Annotated in this window: 19 protein-coding genes and 1 tRNA gene; 1 reads left to right on the plus strand and 19 read right to left on the minus strand. The window is 44.1% G+C overall.

The window, feature by feature from the left end:
• Positions 1-46: 46 nt before the first annotated feature.
• The 3 genes from FAY30_RS20275 to FAY30_RS20285 all read right to left on the minus strand — a co-directional run bounded on the left by FAY30_RS20275 (position 47) and on the right by FAY30_RS20285 (position 2146).
• Positions 47-304 carry a glutaredoxin family protein gene (locus FAY30_RS20275; protein WP_149871565.1) on the minus strand — a complete coding sequence of 86 codons (258 nt, stop codon included), beginning with the start codon at positions 302-304 and terminating at the stop codon, positions 47-49.
• A gap of 15 nt (positions 305-319) precedes the next feature.
• Entirely contained in the window at positions 320-1642 is a 1323-nt protein-coding gene (gene rpoN / locus FAY30_RS20280; protein WP_149871566.1) for an RNA polymerase factor sigma-54, read from the minus strand.
• A 432-nt stretch (positions 1643-2074) separates the two neighbouring features.
• Positions 2075-2146, minus strand: a tRNA-Arg gene (locus FAY30_RS20285).
• A 206-nt stretch (positions 2147-2352) separates the two neighbouring features.
• Here FAY30_RS20285 and clpP point away from each other — a divergent pair.
• Positions 2353-2958 (plus strand): ATP-dependent Clp endopeptidase proteolytic subunit ClpP, encoded by a 606-nt coding sequence (gene clpP, locus FAY30_RS20290; protein WP_149871567.1) that lies wholly within the window; start codon positions 2353-2355, stop codon positions 2956-2958.
• A 114-nt stretch (positions 2959-3072) separates the two neighbouring features.
• On the opposite strand, the gene FAY30_RS20295 is transcribed toward clpP, so the two are convergent.
• From FAY30_RS20295 to FAY30_RS20370, 16 genes are all read right to left on the minus strand, one after another.
• On the minus strand, positions 3073-3330 hold the full coding sequence (locus tag FAY30_RS20295; RefSeq protein ID WP_149871568.1) for an HPr family phosphocarrier protein: 258 nt from the start codon (positions 3328-3330) through the stop codon (positions 3073-3075).
• Positions 3331-3384: 54 nt separating this feature from the next.
• Complete coding sequence (whiA, locus tag FAY30_RS20300; RefSeq protein ID WP_149871569.1) at positions 3385-4344, minus strand: DNA-binding protein WhiA; 960 nt, start codon at positions 4342-4344, stop codon at positions 3385-3387.
• A gap of 70 nt (positions 4345-4414) precedes the next feature.
• Entirely contained in the window at positions 4415-5401 is a 987-nt protein-coding gene (locus FAY30_RS20305) for a gluconeogenesis factor YvcK family protein (RefSeq protein WP_149871570.1), read from the minus strand.
• Positions 5398-6291 (minus strand): RNase adapter RapZ, encoded by an 894-nt coding sequence (gene rapZ / locus FAY30_RS20310; RefSeq protein WP_149871571.1) that lies wholly within the window; start codon positions 6289-6291, stop codon positions 5398-5400. The genes FAY30_RS20305 and rapZ overlap by 4 nt, the downstream gene beginning before the upstream one ends.
• A gap of 21 nt (positions 6292-6312) precedes the next feature.
• Complete coding sequence (locus FAY30_RS20315) at positions 6313-6771, minus strand: NUDIX hydrolase (protein WP_149871572.1); 459 nt, start codon at positions 6769-6771, stop codon at positions 6313-6315.
• A 396-nt stretch (positions 6772-7167) separates the two neighbouring features.
• Positions 7168-8118, minus strand: coding sequence for a thioredoxin-disulfide reductase (gene trxB / locus FAY30_RS20320; protein WP_149871573.1), 951 nt, complete (start codon positions 8116-8118; stop codon positions 7168-7170).
• Between the two features lie 134 nt (positions 8119-8252).
• Positions 8253-9746 (minus strand): tetratricopeptide repeat protein, encoded by a 1494-nt coding sequence (locus FAY30_RS20325; RefSeq protein WP_149871574.1) that lies wholly within the window; start codon positions 9744-9746, stop codon positions 8253-8255.
• Positions 9747-9885: 139 nt separating this feature from the next.
• The gene (gene hisIE, locus FAY30_RS20330; protein WP_149871575.1) at positions 9886-10503 is read right to left on the minus strand and encodes a bifunctional phosphoribosyl-AMP cyclohydrolase/phosphoribosyl-ATP diphosphatase HisIE; all 618 of its coding nucleotides are present in this window, start codon (positions 10501-10503) and stop codon (positions 9886-9888) included.
• Positions 10500-11261 (minus strand): imidazole glycerol phosphate synthase subunit HisF, encoded by a 762-nt coding sequence (gene hisF / locus FAY30_RS20335; RefSeq protein WP_149871576.1) that lies wholly within the window; start codon positions 11259-11261, stop codon positions 10500-10502. Before hisF ends, hisIE begins: the two co-directional genes overlap by 4 nt.
• Positions 11261-11986: a 1-(5-phosphoribosyl)-5-[(5-phosphoribosylamino)methylideneamino]imidazole-4-carboxamide isomerase gene (gene hisA, locus FAY30_RS20340; protein ID WP_149871577.1), complete on the minus strand. Its 726-nt coding sequence runs from the start codon at positions 11984-11986 to the stop codon at positions 11261-11263. Before hisA ends, hisF begins: the two co-directional genes overlap by 1 nt.
• 1 nt (position 11987) lies before the next feature.
• Positions 11988-12611, minus strand: coding sequence for an imidazole glycerol phosphate synthase subunit HisH (gene hisH / locus FAY30_RS20345; protein ID WP_149871578.1), 624 nt, complete (start codon positions 12609-12611; stop codon positions 11988-11990).
• A 101-nt stretch (positions 12612-12712) separates the two neighbouring features.
• Entirely contained in the window at positions 12713-13300 is a 588-nt protein-coding gene (hisB, locus tag FAY30_RS20350) for an imidazoleglycerol-phosphate dehydratase HisB (protein WP_149871579.1), read from the minus strand.
• Positions 13301-13653: 353 nt separating this feature from the next.
• A complete protein-coding gene (hisD, locus tag FAY30_RS20355) occupies positions 13654-14928 on the minus strand; it encodes a histidinol dehydrogenase (RefSeq protein ID WP_149871580.1) in 1275 nt (424 codons plus the stop codon).
• 12 nt (positions 14929-14940) lie between these two features.
• Positions 14941-15564: an ATP phosphoribosyltransferase gene (gene hisG, locus FAY30_RS20360; RefSeq protein ID WP_190284703.1), complete on the minus strand. Its 624-nt coding sequence runs from the start codon at positions 15562-15564 to the stop codon at positions 14941-14943.
• Positions 15557-16714, minus strand: coding sequence for an ATP phosphoribosyltransferase regulatory subunit (locus tag FAY30_RS20365; RefSeq protein WP_190284947.1), 1158 nt, complete (start codon positions 16712-16714; stop codon positions 15557-15559). Before FAY30_RS20365 ends, hisG begins: the two co-directional genes overlap by 8 nt.
• 346 nt (positions 16715-17060) lie before the next feature.
• Positions 17061-17603, minus strand: a complete 543-nt coding sequence (locus FAY30_RS20370) for an acyltransferase (protein ID WP_149871582.1) — start codon at positions 17601-17603, stop codon at positions 17061-17063.
• Position 17604 lies beyond the last annotated feature (1 nt).

Here is a 17604-nt window from a genome sequence, read left to right on the forward strand (position 1 = left end):
CCCTCGTACGATCTTTATTGTATCAGGAGTGATAACCTATTTCAACTTATTTGCTGTAGCTTTTTTCTTGCAAACGGTTACTTATATCAAATTTATCAACGAAGCCAAATCCGACTTCTTCCCCGTCGAGGTATACAACTGGAATCATCAAGCCATAGCGCTCGGTTAAGTCATCGCTCGTTTCAATATCGATTTCTTCGAGGGAAAAATTCCATTCCTGTTGCAGCTCTTCAAGTGCGGTCTTTGCTTTATCACAAAGGGAGCAGCGATTACGTGTATAGAGTGTGATCGTCGTTTTCGTCATCGTTTATTTCCTTCCTTAATTGAACCTTTTTCGTTTTGAAGATGACGGGATTCCCAGCTGATCACGGTATTTAGCAATCGTACGCCTCGAAACCACAATCCCTGCCTTCGTTTTTAATTGTTCCACAATTTCTTGATCTGATAACGGCTTTTCTTTATTTTCTTGTTCTATTAATTTACTAATCTCATTTTTCACCTGGGTCGACGATGTATTTTCATCCGCCGAAACGGTCTGAATCATGCTGGTGAAGAATGTTTTTAATGAAAAGGTCCCGACCGGTGTCTGGACATATTTTTCACGAACCGCACGGCTTACCGTTGATTCATGAATATCCAATTCAGCGGCCACTTCCTTCATTGTCATTGGCACCAAATATTGTGCACCCTTTTGAAAAAAGGCCGTTTGCTTTTCAACAATTTTGGCAACCACCTTAGTGAGCGTTTCCCGGCGTTGTTCAATACTTCTGGCAATCCATTGATAATCCTGGACCTTATCCTGCAAAAAACGGCTGACTTGCTGGTCCTGATCTTTGAACTTCTTATAATAATTCTCATTGAAACTTATCCTTGGCAGGGAATCATCAAACATCCTGACTGTCAGGCCTTCCTCGGTTTGCTCGACAATGGCGTCCGGAATAATATACGTGGTGGTTTCATTTGCTAACATAGCACCCGGCTTTGGATTCAGAAATTGAATTTGGTCAAACACATCTTGAATATCTTTTAAAGTTATTTTCATTTCCTTCGCAATTTGCTTCCATTTCTTTTCAGCAAACAGAACGAAATAGTTGGCTAATATATTTAATGCCACTTCATTATTTGGATTTTCATAATACAGTTGCATCAACAGGCACTCTTGAAGGTTCCGTGCACCGATGCCTGCCGGTTCAAGCGTTTGTATCACAGCTAAGCAATCTTCAACTACTTCTTCCTCCACCCGCAGGCTTTGAGCAATTTCACTAAGGTCACCCAGAAAGTAACCGTTTTCATCAAGACTCTGAATCAGACGCCGAATGACTTTTAATTGTTCTGCCGATAAGTTGGCAATATTTAATTGAGAGATTAAATGGTCTTCAAGTGAAAAGGGTTTGTCTGCAATTTGTTCGATCCAATCCTTTTCCTCTTTTTGATGCCGGCGGCGTTTGCGGTCCATGAGGGGATTCATCGGCTTAACATCGCCCGTTTCAACCTTCATAAGGGGATTTTCGAGTGCCTTATCTTCTAAAAAAGCAGTCAGTTCCTGGGCCGAATATTGCAATAATGCAATAGCCTGCGACAATTCCTGTGTCATCGTTAATTTCAACGTTTGCTGCTGCCATAAACCTGCCTTAAAGTTCATCCATATCCCCCCTTCATTCTATTTTACACGATGAATCCGAATTCGTGTATTGGAAAATGGTTTCAATCATTAAAATAGGTTTCCATTGAATAAATTTGTTCCTTAGATTAACACTAACCTTAGTGTTATCATTTAACACAAAACTTCAATGTGGAGGGATATACTTTGAATATTCTTTTAAGCTTATTCCCACACTTAATTATTTTAGGTATTAGAGCAGCGTTCTTCATTAGTAAATTAAACTCTAGATTAACATCTTTGTTAAGAATGCCTGCTTTACTTAAGCAAAAGTATTCAACAAGTATCGTCTAATTCGCATTGTTGTTGAAAAGGGTGAGCATAGAAATGTGCTTGCCTTTTTTGGTGAATACAAAAAAGTTCCTATGCTTGTATAAACTCATACAAACATAGGAACTTTAAGTGTTTGATTGACGCGCTCGGAGGGAATCGAACCCCCATTTTAAGAACCGGAATCTTACGTGCTATCCGTTGCACCACGAGCGCTAATTTGTAACGACTTACATATTATATGCCAGATCCGCGAACATTGCAAGTGAAATATAAGTTTAAAAACGAATAAAATGGTTATGATGGATTAGGGAGAAGTTGTCGAAGAATTTTAAAGTCAAATTGTTTGACCTTTATTGACCATCAGTGTATGATTACATTACATACGATTATTACCTTTTACACTCAAAGGAGGAAGAAAAATGAATTTGATTCCTACAGTTATTGAACAAACAAACCGCGGAGAACGTGCATATGACATTTATTCCCGTCTGTTAAAAGATCGGATTATTATGCTTGGCAGCGCGATTGATGACAATGTTGCCAACAGCATTGTAGCACAATTACTATTTTTAGAAGCGGAAAATCCTGAAAAAGATATTACCCTTTACATCAATAGCCCAGGTGGAAGCATTACAGCCGGTATGGCTATTTATGATACCATGCAGTATATTAAAGCAGATGTTTCAACTGTTTGTATCGGGATGGCTGCATCGATGGGTGCATTCTTACTTGCTGCGGGCACAAAAGGCAAGCGCTATGCATTGCCTAATGCCGAAGTTATGATCCATCAGCCACTTGGCGGTGCTCAAGGACAAGCGACAGAAATCGAGATCGCCGCGAAACGCATTCTTTTCCTTCGCGAAAAATTAAATGGTATCCTTGCAGAGCGCACAGGCCAGCCACTTGAAGTGATTCAACGCGATACTGATCGTGATAACTTCATGACAGCTGAAAGAGCAAAGGAATACGGCTTAATTGACAACATCGTTACCCGTAACCCTAATGAAATCAAAGATAAAAAGTAATTTGACGAGCAATCGGCATTCCGCCGGTTGCTTTTTTTGTGACCATTGCGGTGCTTTCCCCCGCCGCGGGCATAAAAAAGGCTCAGTTTCTATACCGAAGCTGAACCTTTTCCATTATTGCTCTTTTTCAATAAAATCAGTTAATGCGTTGATCGCTTTGTCTTCATCGTCGCCATCAGCGATGATATTGATGACAACTCCTGAGCCGACTGCTAAGCTCATTAAGCCCATGATGCTTTTGGCATTAACCTTTTTTCCGTCCTTCTCTAGAAAAATATCAGCTGAAAAACGGTTAGCTTCTTGCACAAAAAGTGCTGCTGGGCGTGCCTGAAGACCCGTTTTCAATTTTACTTCTACTTGTTTCGCCAACATTACACAAATTCCTCCCCATGTTTTTTCTTATATTCTTTAAACTAATTCACTATTTCACAAGCTACTATGCTTTGGAGCCATTTCCCCGACACGCAGCTTTTCCGCAATTTCATCAATTTTTCGTAAGCGGTGATTAATTCCTGACTTACTGATGTTTCCTCCGGATACCATTTCTCCCAGTTCCTTCAGCGTTACATCCGGATATTGAATTCGGAGCTCGGCAATTTCCCTGAGTTTATCCGGCAAAATCTGCAAGCCGACGGTTGCGTCGATAAAGCGGATGTTTTCTACCTGCCTGATGGATGCACCGATCGTTTTATTAAGATTAGCGGTTTCACAGTTTACCAAACGGTTCACGGAGTTCCGCATATCCCTGACAATTCGGACATCCTCAAAGCGAAGCAAGGCATTATGGGCACCGACAATATTGAGAAACTCGGTTATTTTCTCGGCTTCCTTTAAGTAGGTGATAAAGCCTTTTTTACGCTCAAGCGTTTTACTATTAAGTCCAAATGTATTCATCAATTCGCATAAAGAATCATTATGTTCTTTATAAAGCGAAGCAATTTCCAAATGATAGGAAGACGTTTCCGGATTATTAACGGATCCACCGGCAAGGAAGGCGCCGCGTAAATAAGAACGCTTACAACACTTCTTTTTAATAAGTCCCGGTGAAATATCATGAATGATGGTAAATCCTTCACCCAAAATTTTCGTATCCTCAAGAATTTCCTTTGCCTGCTCGGCTAAGCGAACAATGTAAACATTGTTTTTCTTTAGGCGCATTTTTTTTCGAACTAAGAGCTCTACTTGCACTTGGTAGCTCTTTTTCAATAATGTATAAATTCTTCTGGCAATCGCAGCATTTTCGGTTTGAATATCAACAACTAGCTTACGATTGGAAAAGGAAAGGGAACCGTTCATGCGAATCAAAGCTGATAACTCAGATTGAAGGCAGCACGTTTTCACTTCCAAGTTTGTTAATTCCTTTTTCGTCTCCGAAGCGAAAGACATCCCCTCACACCCTTTTTTCATTTCCAATAAAACACTCGCACTTATTTAAGTTTCTAACCGTACATACTATCTACGCTTCATATCGCTTTTTGGTTTCATCAATTAGCAAATTATATAAAATATTTGCTACCTTTTTGGGATCATGTCTTAACGCGCCATTTTCCTGGTAGGCAATATCCGCATGCACGACTTCTAGCCCAAGCTGGAATAGCTGCGGTAAATCATATAGAACAGGGTCAGCCAATTCTTCATTATAACGGAGCTGTATATGCTGTGGGATCTCTTCATTATTGACAAGAATCGTATTCATAAAGGCACAGCTCATATGATCATAAATAGCTTTCACATGGTCACTGGCTGCATAGCCATGTGTTTCCCCGGCCTGTGTCATCAGGTTGCATATATACACCTTTTTCGCACGGGAGCGGCATACTTCATCACCTAAACCCGGGACGAGCAAATTGGGCAGGATACTTGTATACAAGCTTCCAGGTCCGATAATAATTAAATCTGCCTGCCGAATCGCATGAATTGATTCCGGCAATGGGCGGATTGTACTTTTTGATGTTAAATACACACGCTTTATTTTTTTTCCCGAATAAGGGATTTTAGATTCGCCTGAAACGGTCGTTCCGTCTTCCATCTCCGCATGCAAAACGACGCTCTGGTTAGCAGCCGGCAATACCTTGCCCCGGACATTTAGTATTTTGCTCATTTCTTGAATCGCGTGAACAAAATTTCCGGTAATCGAGGTCATCGCGGCCAAGATTAAATTGCCTAGTGAATGCCCGGAAAGTTCATTCGACGTTTTAAAGCGGTGCTGAAACATTTCCTCTACAAGCGGTTCTACATCTGACAAAGATGCTAACACATTTCGAATGTCCCCTGGTGGAGGAATATGCAGGTCCTCGCGCAAGCGTCCTGAACTGCCGCCATCATCCGCGACAGTCACAATAGCGGTGATATCCACAGGATACTGTTTTAATCCTCTTAGTAAGACAGGTAATCCTGTGCCTCCGCCAATGACGACAATACGAGGCTGTCCTAACTCTCTCATGTTGTTTTATCCTTTCTCCTCTCAATGTCACGGTGGGTGACGCATGTCTTATAATCATTTTGGAAAAATCGTCCGAGATACTCGGCTAACGTAACGGAACGATGCTGCCCGCCGGTACAGCCAATCGCAATCACTAGCTGTGCTTTCCCCTCTCTTTTATAATGAGGAAGCATGAAGGTGAGCAAATCCGTTAATTTTTCCAAAAATTTATTGGTTTCATTCCATTTCAAAACATAGCTTGAGACCTCTTCATCCAAGCCTGTTAATGGCCGCATGTGTTCGATATAAAAAGGATTTGGCAAGAAACGCACGTCAAATACTAGATCCGCATCGATTGGAATCCCATGCTTAAAGCCAAAGGACATGACATTGACAGTAAAGATTACTTGGTTATTCGCGGTAAATTCCGTTAATATTTTCTCACGTAATTCACGAGGTTTCATCCGGGAAGTATTGTAAATCAGTTGTGCCCGGCCTTTTAATTCCTCGAGAAGTTCACGCTCAAGCGTGATGCCTTCAAGTGGCAGGCCTGAATGGGCAAGCGGATGAGACCGCCTTGTTTCTTTATATCTGCGTACCAGTGTAGCATCATCCGCATCTAAAAATAAAATTTGCGGATTTACCCATGATGTTTCAGCAAGTTCATCAAGCGCTTTAAAAAGATGGTCAAAGAATTCTCTTCCCCTTAAGTCCATGACAAGGGCAACTTTATTCATTTTATTCCCGGATTCCTTCATTAGTTCAAGAAATTTTGGAAGTAATGTAGGAGGCAGATTATCAACACAGAAGAATCCTAAATCTTCAAAGCTTTGAATGGCTACAGTTTTTCCAGCCCCAGACATTCCTGTAATAATCACCATCTGAGTTTCGCTTGTCGAACCGGTACTCATTGCAATTCCCCCTATTTCATATTAACTTGGATCTAATCGATAACTAATGAGTTGAAAATCTTTTGTGTAAGTGAAAGTACCGTAAATGATCCCTTTTCCATGAACCATATAATCGATGATATGTAGATCACCGGCAGCCATTGGCAGACCTTTAATTTGGTCAATCGGCTGCCACGCGAGCTTGCCCTCTTCCGATTCCTCTAAATCCATGCCATCTGAATCGGTTGCCACAAAGGTAAACATCATCCATTCGGAAAGCAGTTTATCGCCTTCCTTCATAATCATCGTAAAAATCCCTTTTAATTGTGGGTTTTTCAAATAGATGCCCGTTTCTTCCCGGTATTCCCTGATGCAGGAGTCGCGAACAGACTCACCGGGCTCCATTTTTCCGCCTGGGGCAACCCACCAGCCGCGGCGCGGTTTTTGCAGCAATAATATTTGATTGTTCCTGATCAATACACAATTGGTCACACGCTGCATGTTTTCACCCTCTTTAGAAAACAAAAATCCATTTTTTATATTCTTTTCATTATACTATTTTTAGGAAACAGTCACAATGAATACAAAATCAATAATTCTGCTAAATATTTTGGGTGCCTGACACCCTTTTTCCAATTACCATCATGCAATTGCAGAAAATGGTGCCTGACACCCTTTCTCCGATTACTATCATGCTATTGCAGGAAATGGTGCCTGACACCCAAAAAAAAAGAGCACAAGCTGCTGGGCCTGTGCAAGAAAGATATATTTTTAAAGGGGGTCAATTTCTCTTATCATACCCTATCAATATTTCACCACTGTTACAGGAGAATTACTTTTTTGTGAATTGTTTTGGGGATCCATTTTACAAATAGCTCCCTTGTACTCATCCTCATCTTATTTCTTTAATTTCATCTCTTCTTTAAGTTCCTCGACAAAATGCTGGGCACTTTGGGCGGCGATACTGCCGTCTCCGGTTGCCGTTACAATTTGGCGCAGTGTTTTTTCGCGAATATCACCCGCTGCGAAAATCCCAGGCACCTTGGTTTCCATGAGTTCATTCGTCTCAATATAGCCATTTTCGTTGGTAATGCCAATGCTTTCGAATGGTTTAGACAGCGGCACCATCCCAATATAAATGAAAACGCCATCTGCCGGTAATGTTTGTTCTTCGCCATTTTCTGTCGAGACAAGGGTAATACTGCCTACCTTGCCATCTTTATCATTAATCGATTTAATCGTATGGTTCCAGATAAAGTCGATTTTTTCATTGGCAAAGGCACGATCCTGAAGAATCTTCTGTGCCCGAAGCTGATCGCGTCGGTGAACAATGGTCACCTTAGATGCAAAGCGAGTTAAATATACGCCCTCTTCAACAGCAGAGTCCCCGCCGCCAATGACATACAATTCTCTCCCTTTAAAAAATGCACCATCACAAACCGCACAATAAGAGACGCCGCGGCCGCCAAGCTCTTTTTCGCCTGGGACACCGACTTTCTTATACTCAGCACCTGTTGAAATAATAACTGAACGGGCTTTATATTGTTTAGAACCGGCAGTTATGAGTTTGTAGTCGCCGTGATCAACGATTTCCTTAATATCCCCATAGGCATATTCAGCACCAAACTTTTTGGCATGCTCAAACATTTTCGTTGATAAATCAGGGCCTAAAATGCTCTCAAAGCCTGGATAGTTTTCGACATCCTCTGTATTGGCCATTTGTCCGCCCGGCATCCCGCGCTCAATCATGAGTGTGGAAAGGCTCGCGCGTGATGTATACACGGCAGCTGTCATTCCTGCGGGACCAGCTCCGGCAATAATTACGTCATAAATTTTTTCTTCTGTCATGGTTTTCACTCCTAACTAGAAAAGCGGAACGCCATGTCTTGACGCCGGCTTTACTAAATTAAAAAAATACGATTAAGCAATAGTATTCCCTACTTAATCGTATAAAACAATTGGATTATAGTCCATTTTTCTGCTTAGTTTAAATAGTTATTCACTAATTTTACATATTTACCGATGGTTGCTGAGGAGAGTCCGTAACGTTCCGCAACTTCCTGCTGGGAAACCTTTTCACTGCGCAGCTTATGCCATAAGTACTCGACAGCCCCAGCCCATGCCCGTTTATTCTTCAAGCGGACGTTGGTTTTGGAAAGTTCGGCAAACACCGAGAACCACATCAAGTACAACCCCGACTCAACCGTGCCAATCGGCTGATAATTTTCATAAAAAAGCTCAGCAATTTCCTGTGCATCTGCCGTCAGGGAAGGTTTCCCTGATCTAATTAGAGAAATATACTCTTTTTCCAAAGTAGTCAATTTTGGATTCTGGAAAAGCCGTTTTGAAGTGATGATTTCGTCTTTTTTACTGGAAACAGACGTCAGGAAAAGGGCAAATAACCGTTCTTCCACATAGTCACTTTCAAGCTTTTGAAAAATCGAGCCCTTATAATCCTCAAATCCGTTTGCAGCTGGATCTTTGTCATTCCATGGTTCTGAGCCTTCCTTTTCGGGATTCATTTCGAGCACTACTTTCCAAATGGCATGTGCAAATTGTTCATGTCCCGTGAAATATGCCGAATAGGCGAGCCAGTAATAAAATGGTCCATCTCCATTAAAACCATGTTTATATAACTTTTTCAACCATAAATAAGCAAGCTCATTTTCTCCAACTAATGCAAAGGTGGCTCCCAGCTTAAATTGATATTCACTGTGGAGCGGCTGAATTTTTTTCAATGAGTTCACCAATTGTGCAACACCTTCTGACTGACCTTGATAATAAGCAAAGATCAGTTGGTTGCACAGTGCATGAAGATTGCCCGGATTCCGTTCGAGCACATCCACTAAAATTGATTCCGCCTTTTCGACTTTACCTAAATAAAAGTAAGCGAGTGCTAAATTGTTGTAAGCAGACCAGTATTCCGGATAATCCTTGACGACATCTTTTAACAATTCGATCGCCTTAGGAAAGTAGCCGGACTCGAGCAGCTCACGAGCCTGCTCTTGTTTGAAGATCAGATCATCTTCTTCATATAACTCTTCCTCTAAACCCTCTGATTCTAAGGTGAGCACTTCAAGCAAATCCTCGGTGTCTTCCGAAAAGTCACCGTCAGGATCGAGCTGCAGATATAGCTTACTGTGATGATAAGCATCTTTAAAAAATCCCATATGGGCATAATTATTCGCTAAAAAGTAATGGCATTCCGCCATATCTGGGTCAAGCTCTTCAAGGATGAGATGCAAGAGTCGGTTGGAATGTTCAAACTCGCCAAGTTCTGTTGACACGACCGCCAACTGGCATGTAATCATCGGTTCACCCGGCTCAAGCTGAATCGCCCGCTCAAGATATTTTTTTGATTTAATAAAATCACGTCGATGGTATGCCTTTAAACCTTTCGTGAAATAATATTCCCCCGTAGGAACAAATGTTAATAGTTTTCCTTTTTGCATTCTTGCCATCAAGTCTTTCACCATGAAGTCCTCCACATTTTTCAACATAACTTATGTATTATAACACATTTGGGAGTTGTTCGAGAAGGGGCACCCGGCAATATTTCCCCTTCCAACATTTGTAGAACGAATTCCAAGCGGAACAAAAAAAAAACCGGTTCATTTAAGACCGGTCTTTGTGTCTTTCTTCTAATGTTCGCAATACTTCTTTAAAGGGAAGTCCTTGTTCAACTAAAAGGACTTGCAAGTGATAAAGCAAATCCGCCGCTTCCCATCTAAGCTCCTCATGGTCACGGTTCTTGGCTGCGATAATCACCTCTGCCGCTTCTTCCCCCACCTTTTTCAAGATCTTATCGACGCCTTTTTCAAAAAGGTATGTGGTATACGCACCTTCCGGCCGCTCCTGTTCACGCCTGGTAATTACTTTTTCAAGGGTTTGCAGGATTTGGTAATCCGCCATATTCGAGGTACCCTCGACAATCCGTTCTGAAAAACAGCTTACGGCACCCGTATGGCAGGCGGGCCCTTTTGGATTGACAAGCACTAATAACGCATCTTGGTCGCAGTCATAGTTGATATTCACAACCGTTTGTGTATTGCCGCTTGTTGCGCCCTTGTGCCACAATTCCTGGCGCGAACGGCTGTAAAACCACGTTTCACCGGTTTCAATCGTCTTTGACAGAGATTCCTCGTTCATATAGGCGAGTGTTAACACTTCTTTCGTTCCCGCATCCTGGATAATGGCAGGGACTAGGCCCTTTTCATCAAATCGAACGTTCATCGTACGCTCACTCCTTTTTCCCGCAAATAGCTTTTGACTTCATGGACAGAGGTTTCTTTATAATGAAAAATCGAGGCAGCTAGTGCAGCATCTGCCTTTCCTTGTATAAATGCCGCTTCAAAATGTTCAGCGTTCCCAGCACCACCAGATGCAATGACCGGAATGGGAACAGCTTCACTAACCGCTTGTGTAAGGTTTAGGTCGAAACCATTTTTCTCGCCGTCGCTGTCCATGCTGGTTAATAAAATTTCTCCTGCACCAAGTTCGGCAGCTTCCATCGCCCACTCGACTGTGGTTTTTTCTGTTGGTTTTCGACCGCCGTGAGTATAAACGCGCCAGGTTCCAAGCTCGGGATCGTATTTGGCGTCAATGGCAACAACGATGCACTGCGAACCAAAGTAATTGGCCCCTTCACGGATTAATTCCGGGTCCAAGACCGCCGCCGTATTCAATGACACCTTGTCCGCACCTGCCCGGAGAATTTTCTTCATATCATCTAATGAATTGATGCCGCCGCCAACGGTAAAGGGAATCGCAAGTTCAGAGGCCACAGCCTTAACGACTTCAATCATCGTCTTTCTGCCCTCCACCGATGCAGAGATGTCGAGGAACACCAGCTCATCTGCTCCCTGCTCATCATAAAAACGGGCAAGTTCAACAGGGTCCCCGGCATCGCGCAGCTGGACAAATTGAATGCCTTTTACCACCCTGCCGTCCTTCACATCAAGGCAGGGAATAATTCGTTTGGTTAGTGTCATCAGCGTTTCCCCTCTTCCAATGCTTCTTGCAAGGTAAAACGATTTTCGTAGAGCGCCTTTCCAACAATGGCCCCGCTTATACCCTTTTCGGCTGCAAGGGCTTTTAAATCCGCGAGACTGCTTACGCCGCCGGAGGCAATGACGTTTTTCCCGGTTACTTCTGCCATATCACAAACAGCGGCAATATTCGGCCCTTTTAAGGTGCCATCCGTTGCAATATCCGTAAAAATAAATGTTTCAGCTCCGGCATCCGCAAACCGTTTTCCCAGATCTACCGCCTTAAGGGCAGATGTTTCAAGCCAGCCGTGGGTAGCAACATAGCCATTTTTCGCATCAATTCCGACTGCGATTCGTGCACCGTACTTTCTAATCATCTCGATAGCAAATTCAGGATTGGAAACTGCGATACTACCAATAATGACGCGATCAACACCATTTTCTAGATAGTGGAGGATATCCTTCTCAGAACGAATGCCGCCGCCGATTTGAATGTTTGCTTTAAGCTTCCCCGCCGCTTCAATCACAAAACGGTCATTGACGCGTTTTCCGTCCTTTGCCCCATCGAGGTCGACCATGTGAATCCATTCGGAGCCGGCCCCCGCAAAGCTTTGAGCCATATCAAACGGGGAATCCCCGTAAATTGTTTCTTGATTATAATCCCCTTGAAGGAGGCGGACGCAATTGCCGCCGCGCATATCAATTGCCGGATAAATTGTGAAGCCCATTTTACCGTATCCCTTCCTCAACCAATTGTAAAAAGTTGTTTAATAAAGCCATTCCAAGTCTGCTGCTTTTTTCCGGATGAAATTGCATCCCGTATATATTGTCTTTGCCCACTACAGCTGAAACCTGTTCATGGTAATCTGTTTTTGCGAGAAGTACCTCTTCGGAGTGTTCTGCGTCTACAAAATAAGAATGCACAAAATAGACGTAGTCCTCGGTAAGGTTATTTAATAGGGACGACTGTTTGACAAATGTTAGCTTGTTCCAACCCATGTGCGGGACCTTGTAGGATTCGCCTTGCTGGGTGCGGCCCGGAAAACGGCGGACACTTCCTGGCAGCAACCCCAGCCCTTTGGTCGGCCCATTTTCCTCGCTAGATTCAAACAGCAGCTGCATACCGAGGCAGATGCCAAGCAGAGGTTTCCCTGTAGCGGCAAATTCCTTTATCATTTCTGCAGGCAAACGTTCCATTGCATCACGAAACGAGCCCACCCCCGGAAGAATCAATGCATCTGCTTGCAGTAATTTCGTTTGATCAGCGGAAATGAAATAATCGGCGTTTAATCGTTCAAGTGCCTTACTCACGCTGAAAAGATTTCCCATTCCATAATCGACAATACCGATCATCGTTGTGCCCTCCTTTGGATTGTTCCCGTCATAGCCCAAAACATATCTTCTGTATTCACAGTGCCAGACGTGAAATTGGTGTCAGGCACCAATATGAATTTCTAGAGCATGCCTTTTGTTGATGGAATGCCTTTGATGCGCGGATCGATGGTTGTGGCTTCATCGAGTGCTCGTCCTAATGCTTTAAATACAGCTTCAATCATGTGGTGTGTGTTTTTTCCATAGTGAACGATGACATGGAGGTTCATCCGTGCCTCAAGGGCGAGCTTCCAGAGGAATTCGTGTACGAGTTCAGTATCGAAATTACCTACTTTCTGTCCCGGGAATTCCGCACGCATTTCTAGGTGCGGGCGGTTGCTAAGATCCACAACTACCTGAGCCAAAGCCTCATCCATTGGAACAAACGCATTTCCGTATCGTTTAATACCTTTTTTGTCTCCTAATGCTTCACGAAGCGCGTGCCCTAAGCATATACCGATATCTTCAGTCGTGTGATGATCATCGATTTCAGTATCACCTTTGGCGTCGACAGTTAAGTCGAATTGACCATGTTTGGTGAATAAATCTAGCATATGGGTTAAGAATGGGACACCTGTTTCAAGCTGTGATTGGCCTTCGCCATCGATTGCCAGCGATAGTTGGATCTTGGTTTCATTTGTATTCCTTTCAATACTTGCGGTTCTTTCCATGAAAGGGACCCTCCTTAAAATAACTTGCTACTTGACTCTTTATATTTGCCTGTATTCACAGTTCCCCTTTTGAGGATTTTTCCTCCTCGACGGGCACTCTGGACTCTTCACAGTTCCCATGCGAGGGCCTTTTCCTCCTCGACGGGCACTTTGGGCTCTTCACAGTTCCCGTGCGAGGGATTTTTCCTCCTCGACGGGCACTCTGGACTCTTCACAGTTCCCGTGCGAGGGCTTTTTCCTCCTCGACGGGCACTCTAGGCTCTTCACAGTTCCCGTGCGAGGGCTTTTTCCTCCTCGACGGGCACTCTGGGCTCTTTAATGTAACCAAGTAAAGCTTTTCTGAGCGGATTATGCTACTTATCGTTTGTAAATCTCATTTCCACTGCCCGGGCATGTGCCTCGAGCCCTTCCTGACGGGCAAAAGCGGCGATTTTGGCGCCGTTTTCCTTTAATGCACGCTCACTGTAGACGATCACGCTTGATTTTTTTTGAAAATCGTCAACATTCAGCGGACTTGAGAACCTTGCTGTTCCATTCGTCGGAAGCACATGGTTCGGGCCGGCAAAATAATCGCCAACGGGCTCTGAACTATAACGGCCGATAAAAATTGCTCCGGCATGGCGAATTTTTCCGAGAAGCTCCATTGCATTTTCTGTGATAATTTCAAGATGTTCCGGCGCTAACTGGTTCACCGTTTCCACTGCTTCGTCGAGGTCAGCTGTTACATAAATGGCCCCGTAATCCGCAATCGAACGAGCGGCAATTTCCTTGCGCGGCAGCATCGCCAGCTGCTTTTCGACTTCCGCCGACACCTGCTCGGCTAACCCCAGTGACGGGGTAACCAAAACACTGCATGCCCGAGGGTCGTGCTCTGCCTGTGATAGCAGGTCTGCGGCGACTTCGTCCGCCCGTGCTGTTTCATCTGCTAAAATGGCAATCTCACTCGGGCCGGCAATCATATCGATATCGACATCGCCGAATACCTCCCGTTTCGCCAAAGCGACAAAGATATTCCCAGGACCGGTTATTTTATCAACTGAAGTGATCGATTCCGTTCCGTATGCAAGCGCGGCAATTGCCTGGGCTCCGCCAATTTTATAGATTTCCTCCACGCCGGCTTCCTTGGCTGCAACGAGCACCGCTGCCGGTAATTTCCCGTCACTGCCAGGCGGTGACACCATTACAATCCGTTTGACTCCTGCTACTTTCGCCGGAATCACGTTCATCAGCACTGATGACGGGTAGGCAGCCGTTCCGCCCGGCACATACACGCCAACTGAATCCAGCGGGGTTATTTTTTGACCAAGAATCGTTCCATTCTCTTCGGTCGTCATCCACGACGGCCGAAGCTGCTTTTCATGGAAAAAGCGGATATTTTCTGCGGCTTCGCGAATAATCGTTACCAATTGCTCTTCCACTTCGCCGTAGGCTTCCTCTATCTCTGCTTCAGTAACGGAAAAAGAGGCAAGGCTGACCCGGTCAAATGTCTCTGTAAACTCTCGTAATGCCTCATCACCGCGCTGTCGAATTTCAGTAATTATTTTTTTTACAATCGTTTGCTGCTCGGAGGTACCCGCTTCAATCGAGCGTTTAATTGAAGCAAGTTCATCAACCTTTAGTATTTTCATGAAAAAATCCTCCTAAACTACTTCACTAAGCCGGGTTACCATTTCATCAATCTGTTTGTCCTTCATCCGATAACTGACTCGGTTCACAATGAAACGCGACGTCACGTCTATAATTCTTTCGTATTCGACAAGCCCGTTTTCCTTTAATGTCCGGCCAGTTGAAACAATGTCAACAATCCGGTCCGATAAGCCGATTAACGGCGCGAGTTCGATTGATCCGTTTAATTTGATAATTTCCACCTGTTCGCCTTGCTCTCTGAAATAAGCCTCGGCGATATTTGGATATTTCGTTGCGACTCTTGGGGCCACTTCGTTCATTTTTGTATCCGGAAGGCCGGCAACTGCTAAATAACAATGGCTGATCTTAAGGTCAAGGAGTTCGTACACATCGCGCTCTTCCTCGAGCAGCACGTCCTTCCCGGCGATTCCAACGTCCGCCACACCATGCTCGACATACGTAGCCACGTCCATTGGCTTGGATAAAATAAACCGGAGCCCCTCTTCCTCCACGTCAATGATCAACTTTCTTGAATCATCAAATTCCGGCGGCAGTTTGTAGTCTGCTTTACGAAGCAATTCCACCGCTTCTTCAAAAATTCGCCCCTTCGGCATCGCAATCGTTAGGATATTACTCATCTCCGCTTCCTCCGATTAAATAGGTGGTCTCGGCAAATCTTTTCGTAAAAGCATCAAGATTTTTGACCCCGGTTATATCTTGAATGACGGTCTTTTTCCCTTGCTCATGCATTTCAGCAGCCAAATCAAAGGCTTCTTTACGGCGCTCCTGACTGAAAAAGATGCAATGGGTTGTATTTTCTACCTGTAAATCTCCCAGTGCCTCAAGCAGCATATCCACTCGAATCGCAAATCCGGTAGCATTTGCTGTTTTTCCAAACTTTTCAATTAAACTATAGCGCCCGCCATTTCCGATTGGAAAGCCGACCTTCCCGGCATAGGCCTCGAATAAAATACCGGAATAATAGCTCATATGGCTGACGATGGTAAAATCAAACTTAACAAATCTTTCGACACCATAGTCCTTAATGACTTCCCAAAGCTCTTTCAGCTCAAGGATGGCTTGCTTGCCTTTATCATTTTCAATAATGTCAAGTGCCTGGCCGATGACTTCTTCCCCACCTCTTAATTGAAGAAGCTGCAACAATCTTTGCTTATCAATCGATGATAGCTGGAGAGAATTCACATGCTCGCGGTAGCCGACATAATTTTTTTCATATAAAAATTTCCTTAATGCACGGGCCCGGCCGTTTGTCCCGAGGATTTGCATGAATAGCTCTTGTGCAAACCCAACATGACCGACTGAAACTTGAAATTCTGTGAGTCCAGCCTTTTGTAAAGAGGAAATCAGCAGGGCAATGACTTCCCCGTCGCATGAAACGGTATCTTCATTCAAGCATTCAATACCGATTTGCTCAAACTCTGCCGGCCGGCCCCCTTCGCGCTGCTGGGCTCGGAATACATTGGCGGAGTAGGCTAATCTAACAGGCAGATCCTCGTCTAGCAGTTTTGATGCTGCTACACGGGCGATTGGTGAGGTCATGTCCGGCCTGAGCACAAGTGTATGACCTTCTTTATCAAGCAATTTAAAGAGCTGCTGGTCAGCAATGGCTGATGCCGCTCCAACGGTTTCGTAGTATTCAAGCGCCGGAGTTTCGATAAATTGGTAGCCCCAAAGCTTCATCGTTTCTGCCATGACAGAACGAACGCGATGTTTCTTCTCATATAATTCCGGCAGCGTGTCACGCATCCCTAAAGGCTTTTCAAACATAAACAAGCGACTCAATGTGTTCACCCTTTTCCATTTTGCTTTAGTCTGCTAAATTGGTAGTGAGTTAAAGTTAATAATTAGTAGTTTACCCCTTGGTGATCGTTTCGTCAATGAAAAAAACTTCCGATGACAGGTGTCGTTAAATACAGTCGGTGGATTCCGCGTACTTTTAGCATTATTCCGCGAGAATTTGAATTTATTCCGCGGGTTTTGTCAGGAATTCCGCTAATCCAAGCAACAATTCCGCCAACTTCCCAAGCCGGTCCGCTAAACCGGTTACATGACCTTTTTAAAGGAAACCGCTTTATCATATAAAAAAAGAACCCAGTTTAATAAAAAACCGAGCTCAAGTAATTTCTTTTTCTACGCCATATATCGGATCATCCGCCCAGCGCTCAGCCATTTGTTCCTTCGTGTAGATGACACGCATGGGATTTCCGCCGACGAACGCCCCAGCTGGAACATCCTTATGAACAAGCGTCCCGGCCGAGACAATCGCGCCATCACCAATTGTCACCCCGGGGAGAATCGTTGAGTTGGCGCCGATCATGACTTCGCTGCCAATCGAGACTGGACCAAGCCGGTATTCTTTAATCAAATACTCATGGGCAAGAATCGTCGTATTGTAGCCGATGACCGTGTTGCGGCCGACAGTGATTTTTTCCGGAAACATTACATCGAGCATGACCATTAAGGCAAATGAGGTATGCTCCCCAACTTTCAGTCCTAAAAACACACGGTAAAGCCAATTCTTCATTCCCAAAAAGGGTGTATAACGGGCGAGCTGGATGACTATAAAATTTTTCACTACTTTCCAAAACGGCACGGTTTTGTAAACGTGCCATAAGGAGTTCGCTCCTGTGACCGGGTAACGGGTCGTATTCCTCATA

The organism is Bacillus sp. S3 (assembly GCF_005154805.1).
Lineage (GTDB): Bacteria > Bacillota > Bacilli > Bacillales > Cytobacillaceae > Neobacillus.

Coding starts and splice junctions, on each gene's coding strand:
- FAY30_RS20305 (WP_149871570.1), bottom strand. CDS start 5,401: ATGAGAGAGTTAGGACAGCCTCGTATTGTCGTCATTGGCGGAGGCACA.
- hisG (WP_190284703.1), bottom strand. CDS start 15,564: ATGAGTAATATCCTAACGATTGCGATGCCGAAGGGGCGAATTTTTGAA.
- FAY30_RS20365 (WP_190284947.1), bottom strand. CDS start 16,714: ATGTTTGAAAAGCCTTTAGGGATGCGTGACACGCTGCCGGAATTATAT.
- FAY30_RS20275 (WP_149871565.1), bottom strand. CDS start 304: ATGACGAAAACGACGATCACACTCTATACACGTAATCGCTGCTCCCTT.
- FAY30_RS20325 (WP_149871574.1), bottom strand. CDS start 9,746: ATGGTGAAAGACTTGATGGCAAGAATGCAAAAAGGAAAACTATTAACA.
- rapZ (WP_149871571.1), bottom strand. CDS start 6,291: ATGAGTACCGGTTCGACAAGCGAAACTCAGATGGTGATTATTACAGGA.
- hisA (WP_149871577.1), bottom strand. CDS start 11,986: ATGGGCTTCACAATTTATCCGGCAATTGATATGCGCGGCGGCAATTGC.
- FAY30_RS20295 (WP_149871568.1), bottom strand. CDS start 3,330: ATGTTGGCGAAACAAGTAGAAGTAAAATTGAAAACGGGTCTTCAGGCA.
- trxB (WP_149871573.1), bottom strand. CDS start 8,118: ATGACAGAAGAAAAAATTTATGACGTAATTATTGCCGGAGCTGGTCCC.
- whiA (WP_149871569.1), bottom strand. CDS start 4,344: ATGTCTTTCGCTTCGGAGACGAAAAAGGAATTAACAAACTTGGAAGTG.
- rpoN (WP_149871566.1), bottom strand. CDS start 1,642: ATGAACTTTAAGGCAGGTTTATGGCAGCAGCAAACGTTGAAATTAACG.
- hisH (WP_149871578.1), bottom strand. CDS start 12,611: ATGATCGGTATTGTCGATTATGGAATGGGAAATCTTTTCAGCGTGAGT.
- hisD (WP_149871580.1), bottom strand. CDS start 14,928: ATGAAAATACTAAAGGTTGATGAACTTGCTTCAATTAAACGCTCGATT.
- FAY30_RS20370 (WP_149871582.1), bottom strand. CDS start 17,603: ATGAGGAATACGACCCGTTACCCGGTCACAGGAGCGAACTCCTTATGG.
- hisB (WP_149871579.1), bottom strand. CDS start 13,300: ATGGAAAGAACCGCAAGTATTGAAAGGAATACAAATGAAACCAAGATC.
- hisF (WP_149871576.1), bottom strand. CDS start 11,261: ATGACACTAACCAAACGAATTATTCCCTGCCTTGATGTGAAGGACGGC.
- FAY30_RS20315 (WP_149871572.1), bottom strand. CDS start 6,771: ATGCAGCGTGTGACCAATTGTGTATTGATCAGGAACAATCAAATATTA.
- clpP (WP_149871567.1), top strand. CDS start 2,353: ATGAATTTGATTCCTACAGTTATTGAACAAACAAACCGCGGAGAACGT.
- hisIE (WP_149871575.1), bottom strand. CDS start 10,503: ATGAACGTTCGATTTGATGAAAAGGGCCTAGTCCCTGCCATTATCCAG.